The sequence below is a fragment of the Amycolatopsis sp. NBC_01488 genome, from assembly GCF_036227105.1.
GTDB lineage: Bacteria > Actinomycetota > Actinomycetes > Mycobacteriales > Pseudonocardiaceae > Amycolatopsis.
The window spans coordinates 1720783-1737769 of the sequence record NZ_CP109434.1 but is presented as its reverse complement, the minus strand read 5'-3'; the positions used below and the strand labels follow the sequence as shown (position 1 = coordinate 1737769).

16 protein-coding genes are annotated in these 16987 nt (G+C 71.9%); 7 read left to right on the top strand and 9 right to left on the bottom strand.

What is annotated here, in order from left to right; translation table 11 throughout:
* Position 1: 1 nt before the first annotated feature.
* The 5 genes from OG738_RS08240 to OG738_RS08220 are packed head-to-tail and all read right to left on the bottom strand — an operon-like array spanning position 2 to position 4969.
* Positions 2 to 1276 (bottom strand): DUF4910 domain-containing protein, encoded by a 1275-nt coding sequence (locus OG738_RS08240; RefSeq protein WP_329052565.1) that lies wholly within the window; start codon positions 1274 to 1276, stop codon positions 2 to 4.
* The gene (locus tag OG738_RS08235; protein ID WP_329052563.1) at positions 1276 to 2295 is read right to left on the bottom strand and encodes an NAD-dependent epimerase/dehydratase family protein; all 1020 of its coding nucleotides are present in this window, start codon (positions 2293 to 2295) and stop codon (positions 1276 to 1278) included. Before OG738_RS08235 ends, OG738_RS08240 begins: the two co-directional genes overlap by 1 nt.
* A gap of 4 nt (positions 2296 to 2299) precedes the next feature.
* The gene (locus OG738_RS08230) at positions 2300 to 2947 is read right to left on the bottom strand and encodes a PIG-L deacetylase family protein (RefSeq protein ID WP_329052561.1); all 648 of its coding nucleotides are present in this window, start codon (positions 2945 to 2947) and stop codon (positions 2300 to 2302) included.
* Positions 2944 to 3735: a glucose-1-phosphate cytidylyltransferase gene (locus OG738_RS08225; protein WP_329052559.1), complete on the bottom strand. Its 792-nt coding sequence runs from the start codon at positions 3733 to 3735 to the stop codon at positions 2944 to 2946. The genes OG738_RS08230 and OG738_RS08225 overlap by 4 nt, the downstream gene beginning before the upstream one ends.
* A gap of 1 nt (position 3736) precedes the next feature.
* Positions 3737 to 4969: a class I SAM-dependent methyltransferase gene (locus OG738_RS08220; RefSeq protein ID WP_329052557.1), complete on the bottom strand. Its 1233-nt coding sequence runs from the start codon at positions 4967 to 4969 to the stop codon at positions 3737 to 3739.
* Between the two features lie 208 nt (positions 4970 to 5177).
* Here OG738_RS08220 and OG738_RS08215 point away from each other — a divergent pair, with 208 nt between their 5' ends.
* The 4 genes from OG738_RS08215 to OG738_RS08200 all read left to right on the top strand — a co-directional run bounded on the left by OG738_RS08215 (position 5178) and on the right by OG738_RS08200 (position 10064).
* On the top strand, positions 5178 to 5546 hold the full coding sequence (locus tag OG738_RS08215; RefSeq protein ID WP_329052555.1) for a YrdB family protein: 369 nt from the start codon (positions 5178 to 5180) through the stop codon (positions 5544 to 5546).
* Positions 5547 to 5675: 129 nt separating this feature from the next.
* On the top strand, positions 5676 to 5798 hold the full coding sequence (locus tag OG738_RS08210) for a hypothetical protein (protein WP_329052554.1): 123 nt from the start codon (positions 5676 to 5678) through the stop codon (positions 5796 to 5798).
* Positions 5799 to 5862: 64 nt separating this feature from the next.
* A complete protein-coding gene (locus OG738_RS08205) occupies positions 5863 to 8859 on the top strand; it encodes a lantibiotic dehydratase (RefSeq protein WP_329052553.1) in 2997 nt (998 codons plus the stop codon).
* Positions 8856 to 10064, top strand: a complete 1209-nt coding sequence (locus OG738_RS08200) for a lanthionine synthetase C family protein (RefSeq protein WP_329052552.1) — start codon at positions 8856 to 8858, stop codon at positions 10062 to 10064. The genes OG738_RS08205 and OG738_RS08200 overlap by 4 nt, the downstream gene beginning before the upstream one ends.
* On the opposite strand, the gene OG738_RS08195 is transcribed toward OG738_RS08200, so the two are convergent.
* From OG738_RS08195 to OG738_RS08185, 3 genes are all read right to left on the bottom strand, one after another.
* Complete coding sequence (locus OG738_RS08195) at positions 10057 to 10656, bottom strand: hypothetical protein (protein WP_329052551.1); 600 nt, start codon at positions 10654 to 10656, stop codon at positions 10057 to 10059. The two genes, OG738_RS08200 and OG738_RS08195, sit on opposite strands and share 8 nt — an antisense overlap.
* Before the next feature lie 94 nt (positions 10657 to 10750).
* Positions 10751 to 11626, bottom strand: coding sequence for an LLM class F420-dependent oxidoreductase (locus OG738_RS08190; protein WP_329052550.1), 876 nt, complete (start codon positions 11624 to 11626; stop codon positions 10751 to 10753).
* Between the two features lie 39 nt (positions 11627 to 11665).
* Entirely contained in the window at positions 11666 to 12634 is a 969-nt protein-coding gene (locus tag OG738_RS08185; protein ID WP_329052548.1) for a hypothetical protein, read from the bottom strand.
* A gap of 132 nt (positions 12635 to 12766) precedes the next feature.
* On the opposite strand from OG738_RS08185, the gene htpX reads away from it, so the two are divergent.
* Genes htpX through OG738_RS08170 form a run of 3 tightly spaced genes read left to right on the top strand, consistent with a single transcriptional unit; the run spans position 12767 to position 16077 of the window.
* On the top strand, positions 12767 to 13618 hold the full coding sequence (htpX, locus tag OG738_RS08180) for a zinc metalloprotease HtpX (RefSeq protein WP_329052546.1): 852 nt from the start codon (positions 12767 to 12769) through the stop codon (positions 13616 to 13618).
* Between the two features lie 52 nt (positions 13619 to 13670).
* On the top strand, positions 13671 to 14765 hold the full coding sequence (locus OG738_RS08175; RefSeq protein ID WP_329052544.1) for an LLM class flavin-dependent oxidoreductase: 1095 nt from the start codon (positions 13671 to 13673) through the stop codon (positions 14763 to 14765).
* Position 14766: 1 nt separating this feature from the next.
* Entirely contained in the window at positions 14767 to 16077 is a 1311-nt protein-coding gene (locus OG738_RS08170) for an NtaA/DmoA family FMN-dependent monooxygenase (protein ID WP_329052543.1), read from the top strand.
* On the opposite strand, the gene rfbA is transcribed toward OG738_RS08170, so the two are convergent.
* Positions 16074 to 16955 carry a glucose-1-phosphate thymidylyltransferase RfbA gene (gene rfbA, locus OG738_RS08165; RefSeq protein WP_329052541.1) on the bottom strand — a complete coding sequence of 294 codons (882 nt, stop codon included), beginning with the start codon at positions 16953 to 16955 and terminating at the stop codon, positions 16074 to 16076. The two genes, OG738_RS08170 and rfbA, sit on opposite strands and share 4 nt — an antisense overlap.
* Positions 16956 to 16987: the final 32 nt, after the last annotated feature.

The window sequence follows — 16987 nt, the reverse complement described above, 5'->3', positions numbered from 1 at the left end:
CTCACTCCTTGACCAGGCCGGCGTCGTGCAGGGCGCGGGCCGCGACGTCGACGATGTCGAAGGGCAGTCCGGCCCGCTCGGCGATGTCGAGGAGGCTGTGCTCGCCGTCGGAGAGGTTGAGCACCCACAGCATCGCCAGCTGGGCCTGTTTGGCGTCGCTGCGGCCGCCGAGCGAGTCGTAGAGCCCGCGCTTGCCGAGCTGCGGCTCGCCGTACGGGCTGAGGTTGACGTAGTGGCGGTTGCGGTCCAGGACGCCGAAAGCGTCGCGAAGCGCGCCGAGCGTGTCCTCCATGGCCGCCGGCGAAACGAAGCTCGGGTTGTCCGCGGAGGTGTGGTACTCGGGGTAGCCCGCGTACGGGGTCCGCGTCAGCGAGCCGACGCCGAGGTTGAAGCCCGGCGAGCAGAACTGGCGCTCGTCATAGCCATACGGCGAGAAGTCGACAACGCGGTGTTCGCGTGACCGCAGCACGTGCTGCACGACGCGGTCGATCTCGGCGTCGTCGCGACGGGACTTCTTGTACGTCAACGGTCCTGGGTCGCCGGCGCAGGCCAGTACGAGCCCGTGCCGGACCTTCTCGATCCGCGAGGCGTTGCGGGCCAGCCACGTGATCGAGCCGATCGTTCCCGGCATGAACAGGAACCGGTAGGTGTAATAAGGATCAACCAGTTGCTGCGCCAGGGAGATCGCGACGGCGATGCCGGCCAGGTTGTCGTTGGCCAGCGACGGGTGGCAGACGTGGCACGACACGATGACCTCGTCGGTGACGCGGCCCGGGACGACGTGCTCTCCGTAGGTCAGCGAGCCGTCGGCCAGGGTCGAGTCGATGACGACGTCGTACTCGCCGTCGGGCAGCGCGTCGAGCTTCTCCTGGGCCAGGCAGAAGCCCCAGGCCGGGGCGTAGTAGCTGGTCCGGTAGGGCACCCACGACGGCTGGTCGGGCAGCGTGTGGAGGTGTTCCCGCAACTCGCTCAGCGGCATCCGCCGCGACACCGGGACGCTGTACCCGACGACGTGCAGGTTCGACTCCTGGAAGTCGATCACCCGCTCACCGGACGGCGAAGCGACGTACGCGTCCCGGATGTTCCACTCCTGCGGAATGGTCCAGTCCAGCACCTGGGTGCCGGTCGGAACCTCGTGCCGCTCGAGCGCGATGTGCTCGCCGATGATGTCCAGGGTCTGCCGCACGCCGTCGCCGGTGATGCTGCGGCAGATCGGGTACAGCCGTTCGACCAGGGCGTGCAGCTCCGCCCCCGTCCGCAGCTGCGGGCCCCCCACTACTTGCGCCGCATGGTGTCGTCGACGCGGCCGGCTTCGCCCTCGCTCTTCAGCCAGGCGAGCCGGGTGAACAGCTGCTGGAACGACTCCCGGGTCAGCCCGAACTTGCGGTAGGCCTCGATGAGCTCGACGGCGCCGTCCTTGACCGACCAATCGCAGGTGAAGCCCGGGATCGCCGTGCGGAAGCGCGAGAAGTCGACGCGGTAGGAGCGCGGGTCGGCGCCCGCCTCGCCGGTGATGTTCAGCGTCGAGCCCGGCACGGCCTCGACGACCTCCTGGGCGATCTCGGCGACGGTGACGTTGTTGTCCTCGGTACCGATGTTGAAAGCCCTGTTGTGCACGGCCTCCTTCGGCGCCGTCAACGCCGCCGTGAACGCGCGGGCGATGTCCTGGGCGTGCACCAGCGGCCGCCACGGCGTGCCGTCGGAGAGCACCAGCACCTCGCCGGACAGGTGTGCGTGCGCGGTCAGGTTGTTCAGCACGATGTCGCCGCGCAGCCGCGGCGAGTAGCCGAACGCGGTCGCGTTGCGCATGTAGACCGGCGTGAAGTCGTCGTCGGCGAGCTCGTGGACGTCGGCCTCGACACGCACCTTCGACTCCGCGTACGGCGTCACCGGCTTCAGCGGCGCGTCCTCGTCGACCAGCTTGTCGCCGCCCGCGCCGTACACCGAGCAGGTCGACGCGTAGAGGTACCGCCCGACGCCGGCCTCCTTCGCCAGCTTCGCGAGCTTCACGGACGCGTGGTGGTTGATGTCGTAGGTCAGCTCCGGCGCGAGCGAGCCGAGCGGGTCGTTCGACAGGGCGGCCAAGTGGATCACCGCGTCGAAGCCGGTGACGTGCTCGATGGAGACGTCGCGCAGGTCGACGACGTGCCCGGCCGGGTCGGCCGGGGTCGGGCCGAGCAGGCAGTCCTCGAACAGTCCCGAGTCGAGGCCGACGACCTCGTGACCGGCGGCGGCGAGCACCGGGGCCATCACCGTCCCCAGGTAGCCCTTGTGCCCCGTCAGCAACACCCGCATCGGATCAGCCCTTCAGGTCGAGAGTGAGTTTCTTGACGAAGAACGCTTCGGCGTACTTCGTGGCCGCTTCGATCCCGCGGATCCGCGCCAGGCCGAGGAACGCCTCGCGGTCGTACCAGCCGCGGTGCCGCTGCGACGCGTAGTGCTCCTGCAGCAGCCGGACCTTCGATTCGGCGACGTCGTCGTCGAGCGGCTGGTACACCGAAGGCGCTCCGAGGTCGCCGTCCCACTTGACGATCTCGTAACCCAGCGCCAGGTGGTCGCGGAACGCCGTCGGCACGAGCTTGGCCAGCCCGCGGTGGTCCTGGTGGGCGTCGTCGGTCCGGGGCGCCAGGATGACGTCCGGGTCGCTGCGCCGCCGCAGTTCCTCGAGCGCGTTCTTGGCCTCTTCCCAGTGCGCCGGGAAACGCCCGTCCGGCAGCTTCAGCACCGTGACGTCGAGCTGCGCGCCCGGGCAGAACCCGGCCAGCGCCGCCCGCTCCTCGTCCTCGCGGGGCGTGCCGCCGCCGGAGAGGACCAGCGCGTCGACCTTCAGGCCCGGCCGCGACGCGCACAGCGTCAGCAGCGTGCCGCCGGCGCCGATCGCGATGTCGTCGCAATGGGCGCCGAGGGCCACGACGCTGCCGAGCCGTCCCGGCCGCAGCCCGATCACGCGATGCTCGCGGCGGGGCGCTCCCACAGCGCCCAGGGCCGGTCGCCGTGCGTGTAGGAGCTGTCGAGGGCTGCCCGTTCCTTGACCGTGTCGGTCGGCTTCCAGAACCCGCGGTACGGGTAGGCCAGGAGCCGGCCGCGCTTGGCCAGCTCGCCGCAGCCGTCGGCGACCAGGTCGCCGTTCTCCGGGATGTGGTCGAACACTTCCTGCCGCAGCACGAAGTACCCGCCGTTCTCCCAGAGCGGCATTTCGCTGACCGCGGTGATCGAGCCGACCATGCCGCCCTCGTTCATCTCCACGCAGTGGAACGACGACTGCGGCGGGACGACCATCATCGACGCGCCCGCGTCGGTGTTGGCGAACCGCTCGATCATGTCGGGCAGTGGGACGTCGGAGAGGACGTCGGCGTAGTTCGCGAGGAACATCTCGTCGCCGTCGAGGTAGTCGCGGACGCGGCGCAGGCGCTCACCGATCGGCGATTCGATCCCGGTCTGCACGAAGGTGATCGTCCAGTCGGCGATGTCGGTCGAGAGCAGTTCCGCCTGGCCGTTGCGCAGGATGAAGTCGTTGGAAATGGTTTCCTGGTAGTTCAGGAAGAAGTTCTTGATGTGCGCCGCGCCGTAGCCGAGGCACAGGATGAACTCCGTGTGGCCGAAATGCGCGTAGTAGCGCATGACGTGCCAGATGAGCGGTCTCGGACCGACCATCGCCATCGGCTTGGGGACGTCGTCGGCCGCGCCGTTGCGCATCCGCATCCCGTAGCCACCGCAGAAGAGGACGACCTTCACTTCACGACACCTCGACGATTTCCAGGTGGGGGATGGGGAACACGAGCTTTCCGCCCCACGCGCCCACGAACGAAAGCTGTTCGGTCAGTTCCTCCCGGAGGTTCCACGGGAGGACGAGCACGTAGTCGGGCCGATCGGCCTCGATCCGCTCCGGGGGCAGCACCGGGATCCGCGTGCCCGGGGTGAACCGGCCGTGCTTGTAGGGGTTGCGATCGACCGTGTACTGCAGCAGGTCCGTCCGGATGCCGCAGTGGTTCAGCAGGGTGTTGCCCTTGCCCGGGGCGCCGTAGCCGACGACGGTCTTCCCGTCGCCCCGCGCCTCGATGAGGAACTTCAGCAGGTCCAGCCGCACGCGGGTGACGCGCTCGGCGAACTCGGTGTACCCGGACAGCTCGTGCAGCCCGGCCGCCTTCTCGCGCTCCAGGACGTCGGTCATCCGCTCGCTGGGCTCGCCCGCGACCGCGTCGGGGCGCGCCCAGAGCCGGATCGACCCGCCGTGCGTGGGCACCAGTTCGACGTCGACGACCGTCAGGCCGCCGGTCGCGAGGGCCCGGCGCGCGGATTCGACCGTGTAGTACTGGAAGTGCTCGTGGTAGATCGTGTCGTACTGGTTCTTCTCGATCAGCGTGAGCAGGTGCTGGACCTCGATGGAGACCCAGCCGTCGTCCGCGACCAGGGCGCGGAGGCCCTTGGTGAAGCCGAGGACGTCCGGGATGTGCGCGTAGACGTTGTTCGCGGCCACCAGATCCGCGGCACCGTGCTCCTCGCGCACCTGGCGGCCGGTCTCCTCGGAGAGGAACGCCGTCAGGGTGGGCACGCCGGCGTCGCGCGCCGCCTGCCCGACGTTCACCGAAGGTTCGACGCCGAGACACCGGATGCCGTGCCCGACGACGTGCTTGAGCAGGTAGCCGTCGTTGCTGGCGACCTCGACGACGAACGACTTCTCGCCGAGCCCCAGCCGCTCGACCGCGCCGTCGACGTACCGCTTCGCGTGCTCGACCCACGACGTCGAGAAGGACGAGAAGTAGGCGTACTCGGTGAAGGTGTCGTCCGGGTCGATCAGCGGGGGGATCTGGGCGAGCCAGCAGTCGGTGCACACCTTGAGGTGGAGTGGGAAGGTGGTCTCCGGCTCGTCGAGCTGTTCGGCGGTCAAGAATCGCTCACACGGGGGAGTGGCCCCGAGGTCCACCACGCTGGCCGTCTTTGTCGAACCGCAGAGTCGACATGTGGTCATCTACCAGGCTCCTTGGCTCGCGGTCGCGATCTGCGTTAAACACGTCGAGCAGGGGTGGACCGTCGTTACAGCGAGGCCTGGCGGCCTGGTGGACCGATTCGGAACCGCAACATCACCACGCCGACCAGGTGACGTGTGGCCGAGATCACACACCGTGGCCGTCCGCACCCGTAACGTCCACAGTGGACGCGGCCCCTAGGCTGGCCCGATGACTTCGGAGCCGACTCCCCGCCTGAGCGGGGTCGCGGGCGTGGTGCTGACCGTCCGCTTCCTGAGCGAGCTGGGCCTGCTGGGCGGCCTGGCGCTGGCCGGCAGCCGGCTCGGCGGCGGGGTGGCGCTGGCGATCGTCGACGCGGTCCTGCTGCCGCTCGCCGCGGCCGCCGTCTGGGGCATGTTCATCGCCCCGCGAGCCCGCCGCCGGCTGCCGGAACCGGCCCGCTTCCTGGTGGAGTTCGCCCTGTTCGCGGCCACCGGCGTGGTGCTCGCGCTGGTCGGCTGGCTGGTCACGGGGATCGTCCTGGCCGTCGCCGGCATCGCCGTCGCGGGCCTGACCCGCCGGTTCGCCAAGGACGGCTGACGCACCCTGCCATCACTGCCAACCTGACCGCCGGCGATTGCTCCGGCGGCGGGTCCGCCCATTTACTGGTGAGGCACCGGGGCCCAGGTGGACATCGAAACCCTCGCACTCACCGACAGGAGCGGAATCATGCAGAACGCCAACGGAGAACTGCAGGTCGTCCCGGACGACTTCGACCTCGACGTCCAGGCCGAGTTCAACCCGGACATCGTGGTCTGGGTGCTCGGCACCGACTGCTGCTCGTCCTTCTGATCGCCGCGGCCGGCGGAAAACCGGACGCCTCCGGTTTTCCGCCGCCGGTTTCCCGGAGGCGGAAATGGCTGACGAGATCTTCCGGGTGCACGACGGTTTCGTCGTGCGCACCCCGCTGCGGCCGCCGGCCGCGCGGCTCCCGGCCGCACCCGGCGGACCGGATCCCGAGACGTGCCGGGCGGTCCTGCGGGCCGCCGCCGGCCAGGCCGATCTGGCCGAAGCGATCGAGGTCGCCAGTCCGAGCCTCGCCGCGGTCCTGACGGACGCGCGGGCGGACCGGCTCGCCGGGCGCAAGCCGGCCCAGCTGCGGCGGGCCGCGCTCGCCGTGCTCAAGTACGACCTCCGGGCGCGCACGCGGCCGACGCCCTTCGGGCTGTTCGCCGGGGTGTCCGCCGGGTGGTTCGACGTCACGCCGAAGGTGGCGGACGACGAAGCGCCGCGGACGCGGACCCGCGTCGACCTCGGCTGGCTGCGCGAGGTCGTCGAAGCCGCCGAACCGGACCCGGGCCTGCTGCCCCACCTCGACGTCCAGGCACACGGCGCGCTCGTCCGCCGCGGCGACCGGCTGCACCTGGAGACGCCCTCGGCGGGCCGGCTCGCAGCCGTTTCGGTGCGCTGCACCCCGGCGGTCGAGGCGGTGCTCGCCGAAGCGCGGTCGGTGCGTCCCGTGGCGGACGTCGTCGCCGCGCTGCGTGACCGCTTCGCGGTCCCCGGCGCCACCGCCGCCGCGTTGCTCGCCGAACTCGTGCGCCAGGGCGTGCTCGTGACGTCGCTGCGGCCGCCGCTGGACGGCGGTGACCCGCTGGCCCACGTGCTCGCCGTCCTGGCCGCGGCCGAACGCCGCGGTGCGGTCGTGCCGCTGCGCGCGGCCCTCGCCGCCGTGGCCGAAGCGCGCGATGCCCACGACGCGCGGCCGATCGGCGCGGGTGCCGGCGAGCTGCGGCGGGTCGTCGCTCTCGCGAAGTCCGTGCGGCCCCACGAAAATCCCGTGCACGTCGACACCCGCCACGGCCTGCGCGTGCGGCTGCCCGAGGCCGTCCGGGCCGAAGCCGGGGCCGCCGTCACCGCGATGTGGCGGATGTCGCCGCGGCGGACCGTCCTGGCCGGGTGGCAGGCCCGGTTCACCGAGCGGTACGGCACTGGACGGCTGGTCCCGCTGCTCGAGGCACTCGACGAGACCACCGGGATCGGGGCGCCGGCGGGTTACCGGTGGCCGGCCGCGCGGCCCGCACCGCCGGAGCCGCCGCTCGAACGGCCGGACCGGGACCGCCGGGTGGCGGCGCTCGCGGCCGAGGCGGTCCGGGACGGCGAGCGCGAGATCGTGCTCGACGACGAGACCGTCGACGCGCTGGCCGACGACGGTGACCCGGCCGAGGTCACCCGGTTCGGCGAGTACTGCTTCCAGCTGTGCGCGGCCTCCCTCGCGGACCTCGCCGCGGGAGAGTTCCTGCTGGTCACCGCCCCGAGCCACGGGTCGTACCAGCCCGGCGCCACCGCGGGCCGGTTCGCGGGCCTGCTGCCCGGCCTCGACGCCGCCCTGCGGTCCGGCGCGGCCGCGGCGGACGGCGAACCGGTCCCGGTGACCCTGGCCTACCAGCCGCGCGAAGGCCGCGGCGCGAACGTCGTCAACACGCCCGCCTTCACCGGCCGGCGCATCGCGGTCGGCCTGCCCGGGGATGCGCTCGGCCCGGCTGAGCTCGCCGTCGGCGTGACCGGCGGCCGGTTGTCCGTCGTGCACGTCCCGACCGGGACGGCGCTGCTGCCGGTCGTGCACACCATGCTGCGGCTCGAGGAGCAGGCGCCGAACGTCGTCCGGTTCCTGCACGACGCCGGGCTGGCCGGGACCCGGTTGTGGGAACCGTGGGACTGGGGAAGCGCGCTGCCGGGGCCGTACCTGCCGCGCGTGCGCTACCGCCGCACGGTGCTGAGCCCGGCGGTCTGGCGCCTGGACGCCTTGCGCGAGCTGCCGGCGGACGACTGGCCCCGCGCGGTCGAGCGGTGGCGGACGGCGTGGCGGGTGCCGGACCGGGTCGTGGTCCGGAGCCGTGACCAGCGGCTGGCGCTCGACCTGGCCGACCCGTGGCACCTGGCGATCCTGCGTGACGAGGTGCGCCGGGACGCCGGGCTGGTCGCCACCGAGTCCTTCGACCCCGGTGGCTGGCTGGGCGGCCGGCCCGCGGAGGTGGTCGTCCGGCTGAGCCGCCGGACGCCGGTGCGGTCCGCGCCGCCGGCCCGGCCGGTGCGGGCTCGCCGCCGGTACCAGCCGGGCGGGGAATGGCTGTACGTCAAGGTCTTCTCGCCGCAGCCGGACGTCGTCCGCGACCGGCTCCCGGCACTGGCCGCGGACGCCGGCGGGTGCTGGTACTTCGTCCGCTACGCGGAGCCGGATCCGGTGCTGCGGCTGCGGTTCCGCGGCGATCCCGCGACGTTGTGGCCGTCGGTGTTCCCCCGGCTGGCCGGCCGCCTCGGCGAGTGGTCGGACCAGCGGCTGATCGGGGACTGGCTGGTGGCGAGCCACGAGCCGGAACTCGAGCGGTACGGCGGGCCGGCGGCGATGCCCGCGGCCGAGGCGGTGTTCCACGCCGACAGCGAGCTCGCGCTGAGGCTGCTGGACCTCGAGCGGCGCACGGGCTTTTCGCTGGACGAATTGGCCGCGGTGTCGCTGGCGGCGCTGGCCCACGCGTTCGGCGGGGACTGCGCGGATCCGGCGGCGCACTGGCTGCCGGCGGTGGCCCCGGGCCGGGAGTACGTCTCCGACCGCGGCCGGTGGCGGTCCCTCGTGGACCCGGCCGGCAGCTGGCCCGGCCTGCGCTCGACGGCCGAGGGCCGCCTGGTGGCCGACGCGCTCGGCCCGCGTGACGAGGCGGTCCGCCACTACGGCGAAGTCGTCCGCGAGCTGGGCGACGACTGCACCGCCGCGGCCGCGGACATCGTCGCGAGCCTGCTGCACCTGACGTGCAACCGCCTGTTCGGCGGCCCCGTCGAGCGGGAGCGGAAGGTGCACGGCTGTGCGCGCGGCGCGGTCCTCGACCACCTCGGCCGCCGCACCCACCGCTCGTGACGGTGGACTTCGCCGCGCTCGTGACCGAGACCGCCCGGCGGCTCGCGACCGCCGGCCCGGTCACCGCACGGCCGACGTCGTTGTTCCGGGGGCACCCCGGGATCGCGATGCTGTTCGGTGAGCTGGGCCGGGCTGACGAGCAGTGGCTGCCGGTGGCCCACCGGCACCTCGCCGGCGCGGTCGCCGCGCTGGACGGGGCACCGGCCTCCGGGCTCTACGAGGGCCCGGCCGCGGTGCTCGCCGCCGCACAGACGTGCGCCGCCGGCACCGGCCGCTACCGGGGGTTGCGGGAGCGGCTGACCGCGTACGCCGAGGCCGCGCAGGCGCACCGGCTCACTCGGCGGGCGCCCGGGCCGGGCGTCTCGTGCGCCGACTACGACGTCGTCAACGGCGTCACCGGGCTCGGCCGGGTCCTCCTCGACGCCGGCGCGGACATCCGGCCGACCCTCGACGCCCTCGTCCGGCTGACGCGCCCGGTCGAAGTACGTGGCCGCCGGGTGCCGGGCTGGTGGGTGCCGGCGGACCGGCAGCCGGCCGCGGGAACCCGGCGCGAGTGGCCCGGCGGGTCCGCCGACGCCGGGATGGCCCACGGCGTCGCCGGGGTGCTCGCGTTCCTCGCGCTCGCCGCGGAACGCGGGCGCCTGGTACCCGGTCAGCGGGACGCGATGTACCGCATCGCCGGCTGGCTGGGCGAGGTCGCCGGCGAAGACGCCGCCGGTCCGTACTTCCCGGCCCGGGCCGGCGTGGCGGGAGAACCACCGGTCCCGGCCAAGAGCGCGTGGTGCTACGGCGCTCCCGGCGTCGCGGTGGCGTTGCACCGGGCCGGGTCCGTGCTCGGTGAACCGACCTGGCAGCGGCTCGCGGCCGAGTCCCTGCGTGCGGTTTCACGGCGCCCCGAGGCCGACTGGCACCTCGACGGCCCGACCGTCTGCCACGGGTACGCCGGTCTGCTGCGTGCCCTGTTCCGGGTCGGCACGGCGGCCGGCGATCCGGACCTGCTGGCGGTGGCCGGCCGGGTCGCCCTGCGGGTGGCCGCCTGCGCGGACGAGACGGCGGAATTCCTCTTCCGGCACCACGAAGCCGGCTCATCCGTGGACTCGGCCGGGCTCGTCGAAGGTGCGGCCGGGGTGGCCTGCGCGCTGCTGCCGTTCGCGGGGTACGAGGTGCCCGGCCCGTCGTGGGACCGCGTCCTGCTGTTCAGCTGAACGCCCGCTGCCCCGCCGGCACGGCGGCGTGCGACCGGCGCGCGGCGAGCAGTTCGAGGAGCCCGCGGCGGCCGTCCACCCCGATGTGGTCGTAGATGTCCTTCAGCCGCCGGTACATCGTCCGTTCGGAACAGTAGAAGTGCCGCGCCATCTCCCGCGTCGAGCGGGCTTCGACGACCATCTCCAGCACCGCGAAGTCGTGGACGCTCAACGCCGGTGCGGCACCGGCGCGAACCGGCGCGGCCGGGGCGACGCGCTGGATCACGGTCACCGCGCGGGACGGCGGCAGCTGGGTGTTGAGCACCCCGTGCGCGCCGGCGCGCATCGCGGCGTACGTCTGGTCCCCGGACACGTCGTCGACGACGCCGAGCACGGCCGTATCGGGAAATGCCGTCCGGAGCGCACCGATGACCGATCCTTCGGCTTCGGTGAAAGCGGGCACCGCCGCCACGGCGCCCCGGTGTTCCCGCAGGGTGCGGTTCAGGTCGGCGGTGAATACCAGCCGGATGTCCTGCTCGGCCAGCAGGAACCCGTGCGGTGAAAGGGTCTCGCCCAGACAGGCCGGAGCGATCACGTTCAGTCGAGCCGGCAATTCCGTCATGGTCACCCCCGCAGATCCCGAAATACCGGAGCAACGATATCAGGGGATCCGCGGGGAATTGATTGTTCTTTTTTGTCCGGTGGTTTCAGCCGATCTTCGCGGCCGCCGGGATGACGTCGGTGCCGAACTTCTCCAGCACCGCCGGGTTGTGGACGTGCGGGACCATGCCCAGCGCCACGTCGATGCCGAGGCCGTGCAGGCGTTCCAGCTCCTTCAGGAGCTCGCCGGACTTCGAGCCGTCCTCGCCGATGTCGAGGATGTGGTAGACGGTCTTGGTGATCGAGCCGTAGTCGCGGCCCTCGTTCTCGCAGTGCTGCTTGAGGACGTCGAGCTTGTGCTCCAGCTCGGGGCCGTTGAAGAGGTTGCACTGGTCGGCGTACTTGGCGACCAGCCGCAGCGTCTTCTTCTCGCCACCGCCGCCGATCATGATCGGCGGGCGCGGGTCCGACAACGCCTGCGGCACGTTCAGCAGCCGGGACGCGTCGAAGTGCTTGCTCTTGAACGGCGCGTCTCCGTCCGCCCACATCTGCAGCACGTACTGGAGGTTTTCCTCCAGCAGTTCGAAGCGCTCCGCGACCGGCGGGAACGGGAAGCCGAGCCCGCGGGACTCGTCCTCGTTCCAGCCCGCGCCGATGCCCAGGATCGCGCGGTCGCCGGACAGCACGTCCAGCGTCGTGATCGCCTTGGCCAGCAGGCCCGGGTGCCGGTAGAGGACACCGGTGACGACGGTCAGCAGCTTGGCGCGCTCGGTGTGCGCGGCGATGAAGCCGAGGGTCGTGTACGCCTCGAGCATGTCGTTTTCGACGGGTCCGACCCCGCCGATCTGGAAGAAGTGGTCCATCACGGCGATGGAGTCGAAGCCCGCGGTGTCGGCGGTGCGGACGACGGCGGCCAGGTCGGCGCCCAGCGCGGACGCCCCGTTCGGCCAGGTGAAGTCGGGGATCTGCAGTCCGAGTTTCATAGTCCGACGGTATACCTGGAGCTACCCCAGCTGCGTACTTCAGAAGTCGCGGACGAGGAAGACCCTGCCGTGCAAGGGATCCGTGACGAACACCGTGCGCGTGCGCTGGTCGACCGCGACGTCACCGGGGTTGACGCCCAGCGACAGCTCGCCGGTCAGCGTCCCGCTCGCGCCGTCGATCCGGCTCAGCCCGTTCTGGCCGCCGTTGGTGTACACCGTGTTCGTGCCCTGGTGCACGGCCAGCGCGGACGATTCGCTGCGCAGCAGCACGGTCTTGCGCTCGGTGCGGGTGGCAGCGTCCACAATGGACAGATGGTGGATGCCGGAGTTGGCGACGTACACCGAGCCGCTCTCGGCGTGCACCGCGACGGCGGTCGGCCGGGCCCCCACCTGCACGCTGGCGACGAACCGCCCGCTGTCGATCGAGAACACCTCGACCGAGTCCGTGCCGGTGCTGGCGCAGTAGGCCAGCTTGCGGCCGGGGTCGACCGCGACCCCGCCGAGGCTCGGCTTCGGGCCCGGCACCAGCGCGGCGAGCGTGCAGCTGACGCCGTCGAGCACGGCGAGCGTGCCGGTGCCGCCGCTGGCCGCGTAGACGCGGTCGGCCGCTTCGTCGACGGCCAGCGCGGACGCTCCGGCGCCCGCGCCGATCACGCTGACCAGGTCGTGGGTGCGGGCGTCCAGCACCACGACGGTGCCGGCCGGCGGGTTCGCGACGTAGATCCGGCCGGCCTTCGCGTCGACCGCGACGTCACCGGGGGCGCCGCCGACGGTGATCACCGCGCCGGCCGCGGCGGTGCGCGGGTCGATGACCGTGACCGTCCCGGCCTTGGGATCCGTGACGTACGCCAAGCCGGTGACGGGGTTCACGGCGACCGCGGTGGGCGACCCGCCGAGGTCGATCGACCGGACGTCCTCCGCCTGGGCGACCCCGGGCCGGAGCAACGCCCCGACACCCGCCGTGACCAGCGTGAACAGGGTCCTCCGCCCCATCGGGCGACCTCGCATCGGCGCCTCCGCTCGTGATCAACTCGCCTGCCGAGCCTAACCCGCGCGATCATCACGTGAAGGAACTTCGCGTCCCCCGATCGCGTTGTTTCCTTTGGGTAACCCACTTGAAGAGCGGACGGAGGCGAGCGCGTGCACGGGCACCAGAACGGACTCAAGACGGCGATGCTGCTCGGCCTGCTGTCGGCGATCATCATCGCGATCAGCGGCCTGTTCGGCCGCGGCGCCCTGGTCATCGGCCTGGTCATCGCCCTCGGGATGAACGCGTTCGCGTACTTCAACTCGGACAAGCTGGCACTGCGCGCGATGCACGCCCGGCCGGTCTCCGAGGTCGAGCAGCCCGCGATGTACCGGATCGTGCGCGAGCTCGCGCACGTCGCCCGCCAGCCGATGCCGCAGCTGTACCTGAGCCCGACGGTCGCGCCGAACGCGTTCGCGACCGGCCGCAGCCCGCGGCACGCGGCCGTCTGCTGCACCACCGGCATCCTCGACCTGCTCGACGAGCGCGAGCTGCGGGCCGTGCTCGGCCACGAGCTGTCCCACGTCTACAACCGCGACATCCTGATCTCGTGCGTCGCCGGTGCGCTGGCCAGCGTGATCAGCGTGCTCGCGAACATCGCGCTCTTCTTCGGCGGTAACAACCGCGACGGCAGCCCGCTGGTCAGCCTGATGCTGATCTTCGTCGGCCCGATCGCCGCCGCCGTCATCCGGATGGGCGTCAGCCGGTCGCGGGAATACCAGGCCGACGCGTCCGGGGCCGAGCTGACCGGCGACCCGCTCGGCCTGGCCTCGGCGTTGCGGAAGCTGGAGGCCGGGACGCGGGCGCGGCCGCTGGTGGCCGAGCCGCAGCTGGTCTCGCAGTCGCACCTGATGATCGCGAACCCGTTCCGCCCCGGCGAGGGCCTGAGCAAGCTGTTCTCGACGCACCCGCCGATCGCCGACCGCATCGCCCGCCTCGAAGAGATGGCCCGCCGCAGCATCTGATCCCAGCTCGTGGGAGCGGGAATCCCGGTTTCGGTCCGGCAGTTCCGTAGGCATGGTCTCCGCAGAGCTGCACCTGGGCGTCGCCGTCGACGGGGCCGGGTACCACCCGGCCGCCTGGCGGGTATCCGCGGCCGAGCCCGCCGCGCTGTTCACTTCGGGCCACTACCTGAAGTACGCGAGGCTGGCTGAAGCCGCTTCGCTCGACTTCGTCACCCTCGACGACTCTCTGGCGCTGCAGTCCGGCGGCGAGGAGGTCGTCCGGGGACGGCTCGACGCGCTGCTCACGCTGTCGGCCATCGCGCCGGCGACCAGCCGGATCGGCCTGGTTCCGACGGTCACCACCACGCACACCGAGCCGTTCCACGTCTCGACGTCGGTCGCGACGCTGGACTACGCGAGCCACGGCCGCGCCGGCGTGCTCGCGGTGCCGTCCCCGACGGATGCCGAGGCCGCGCACTTCGGCCGCCGCCCGGCCCCTTCGGACGAAGACGGCGAGGCCGAGACCGCCGAGGTTCTCGACGTCATCACGCGGCTCTGGGACAGCTGGGAGGACGACGCGATCATCCGCGACGCCGCGTCCGGCCGGTTCATCGACCGGGAGAAGCTGCACTACGTCGACTTCGACGGCCGCTTCTTCAGCGTGAAGGGCCCGTCGATCACCCCGCGGCCGCCGCAGGGCCACCCGGTGACCGCCATCTACGGCGACTCTCCGCACGCCGTCGGCGCCGACCTGGTCATCACGCGGGCGGACCACCTCGACGCGGTCCGCGCCGCGGCCGCCCGGTTCCCGGGAGCCAAGGTGCTGGCCACGGTGTCGATCGTGCTCGCCGAGACCGAGCAGGGCGCCCGCGACCGGCAGCACGAGCTGGACGCGCTCATCCCGTTCGAGCCCGCCGGCCTGGCGTTCGTCGGCACGCCGGCGCAGCTGGCCGCCGAGCTGCCGCGCTGGGCCGCCGAGACCGGGGTCGCCGGCTTCCACCTGCGGCCTGCCGTGCTGCCCGACGACCTCGACCTGCTCGCCGGCGAGGTCGTCCCGGCGCTGCGCGCGGCCGGCGCGTTCCGGGACGGCTACCGCGGCGCGACCCTGCGCGACCACCTCGGCCTCGGCCGGGCCGTCAACGCCTACGCCGTCACCCCGGGAGCCTGAGATGACCAAGCAGATCAAGCTCGCCGCGCACTTCCCCGGCGTCAACAACACGACGGTGTGGAGCGACCCCGCGTCGGGCAGCCAGATCGACTTCGCCTCCTTCGAGCACCTCGCCCGCACCGCCGAGCGCGGCAAGTTCGACTTCCTCTTCCTCGCCGAGGGCCTGCGGCTGCGCGAGCACGCGGGCAAGATCCTCGACTCCGACGTCGTCGGCCGGCCCAACACGACCACCGTGCTGGCCGCGCTGGCGGGAGTCACCACGCACCTCGGCCTGGCCGGGACGCTGTCCTCGACGTTCAACGAGCCCTACGAGGTCGCCCGCCAGGTCGCGAGCATCGACCACCTCTCCGGCGGCCGCGCGGCGTGGAACGTCGTGACGTCGCCGGACGCGTGGACCGGCCAGAACTTCCGCCTCGGCGGCTTCCTCAAGCGTGAGGACCGCTACGCGCGCGCCGAGGAGTTCCTGACCACCGTGCGCGAGCTGTGGGACAGCTGGCAGCCCGGAACCCTGGTGGGGGACAAGGAGAACGGCATCTTCGCCCGCGATCCCGGCAAGTTCGTCCACAGTGGATCGCAGTTCGACATCCACGGGCAGTTCACGCTCCCGCGCACCCCGCAGGGACAGCCGATCGTCATCCAGGCCGGCGACTCCGACGAAGGCCGGGAGTTCGCCGCGAAGGCCGCCGACGTCATCTTCAGCCGGCACGGCACCCTCGAAGATGGCCAGGCGTTCTTCCACGACGTCAAGCGGCGCCTGGCCACGTACGGCCGCGAGTACGGCGAGCTGCTGATCATGCCGGCCGCGACGTTCGTCCTCGGCGACACCGACGCCGAAGCCGAGGAACACGCGCGCGAGATCCGGCTCCAGCAGGTCCGCCCCGCCACCGCGATCCAGTTCCTGGAGCAGGTGTGGAGCCGCGACCTGTCGGGCTACGACGTCGACGGCCCGCTGCCGGAGATCGACCCCGACCCGGACGCCGAGCCGCTGACCTGGGGCCGCGTCCGGCACGAGAAGGATCAGCTCGCGCTGGCCCGAAAGTGGCGGGCGATCGCGGCGGAGAAGAAGCTCTCCATCCGCGAGCTGGTGATCGAGGTCACCGCGCGCCAGCAGTTCGTCGGCACGCCGCCGACGGTCGCCGCGACGATCGACGAGTACGTCCAGTCCGACGCCGCCGACGGGTTCGTCCTGGTGCCGCACCTGACTCCGACGGGTCTCGACGAGTTCGTCGAAAAGGTCGTGCCCCTCCTGCAGGAACGCGGGGTGTTCCGCACCGAGTACACCGGTAAGACGCTGCGCGAGCAGCTGTTCTAGGCCGAAGCTCCCGCCGCTACGGCGACTGCCTTCACGTAGTCGCCGTAGCCGGACTTTGCCAGCTTCTCGCCCAGCGCGTAGCACTCGTCGGCGTCGATGAAGCCCATCCGCAGCGCGATCTCCTCCAGGCACGCGATGCGGACGCCGGTGCGGTGCTCCAGCACCTGCACGAACTGGCCGGCTTCGAGCAGCGAGTCGTGCGTCCCGGTGTCGAGCCATGCGAAGCCGCGGCCGAGGTCGACGAGCGACGCCCGGTCCTGGCGCACGTAAGTCAGGTTGACGTCGGTGATCTCGAGTTCGCCGCGCGCCGACGGCTTGAGCCCGTGCGCGATCTCGACGACCTGGTTGTCGTAGAAGTACAGCCCGGTGATCGCCTTGTTCGACCGCGGCTTCGCCGGCTTCTCCTCGATCGACACGAGCTTGCCGCCCGCGTCGACCTCGCCGACGCCGTAGCGCTCGGGGTCCTTCACCGGGTAGCCGAACAGGACGCAGCCGTCGAGGTCGCGGACGGCCTGCTGCAGGCGGCCGGAGAAGCCCTGGCCGTAGAAGATGTTGTCGCCGAGCACGAGCGCCACGTCGTCGTCGCCGATGAAGTCCGCGCCGATGACGAAGGCCTCGGCCAGGCCGTTCGGGCTGGGCTGCTCGGCGTAGGAGAACGAGACGCCGAACTGGTCGCCGTTGCCCAGCAGCTTGCGGAACATCGGCAGGTCGGCGGGGGTGGAGATGATCAGGATCTCGCGGATCCCGGCCAGCATCAGCACCGAGATCGGGTAGTAGACCATCGGTTTGTCGTAGACCGGCAGCAGCTGCTTCGACACCGCCTGGGTGATCGGGTGCAGGCGTGTCCCGCTGCCTCCGGCCAGCACGATGCCCTTCATGAACTGCCTCCTCGAATCCGTCGTCGGCCCCA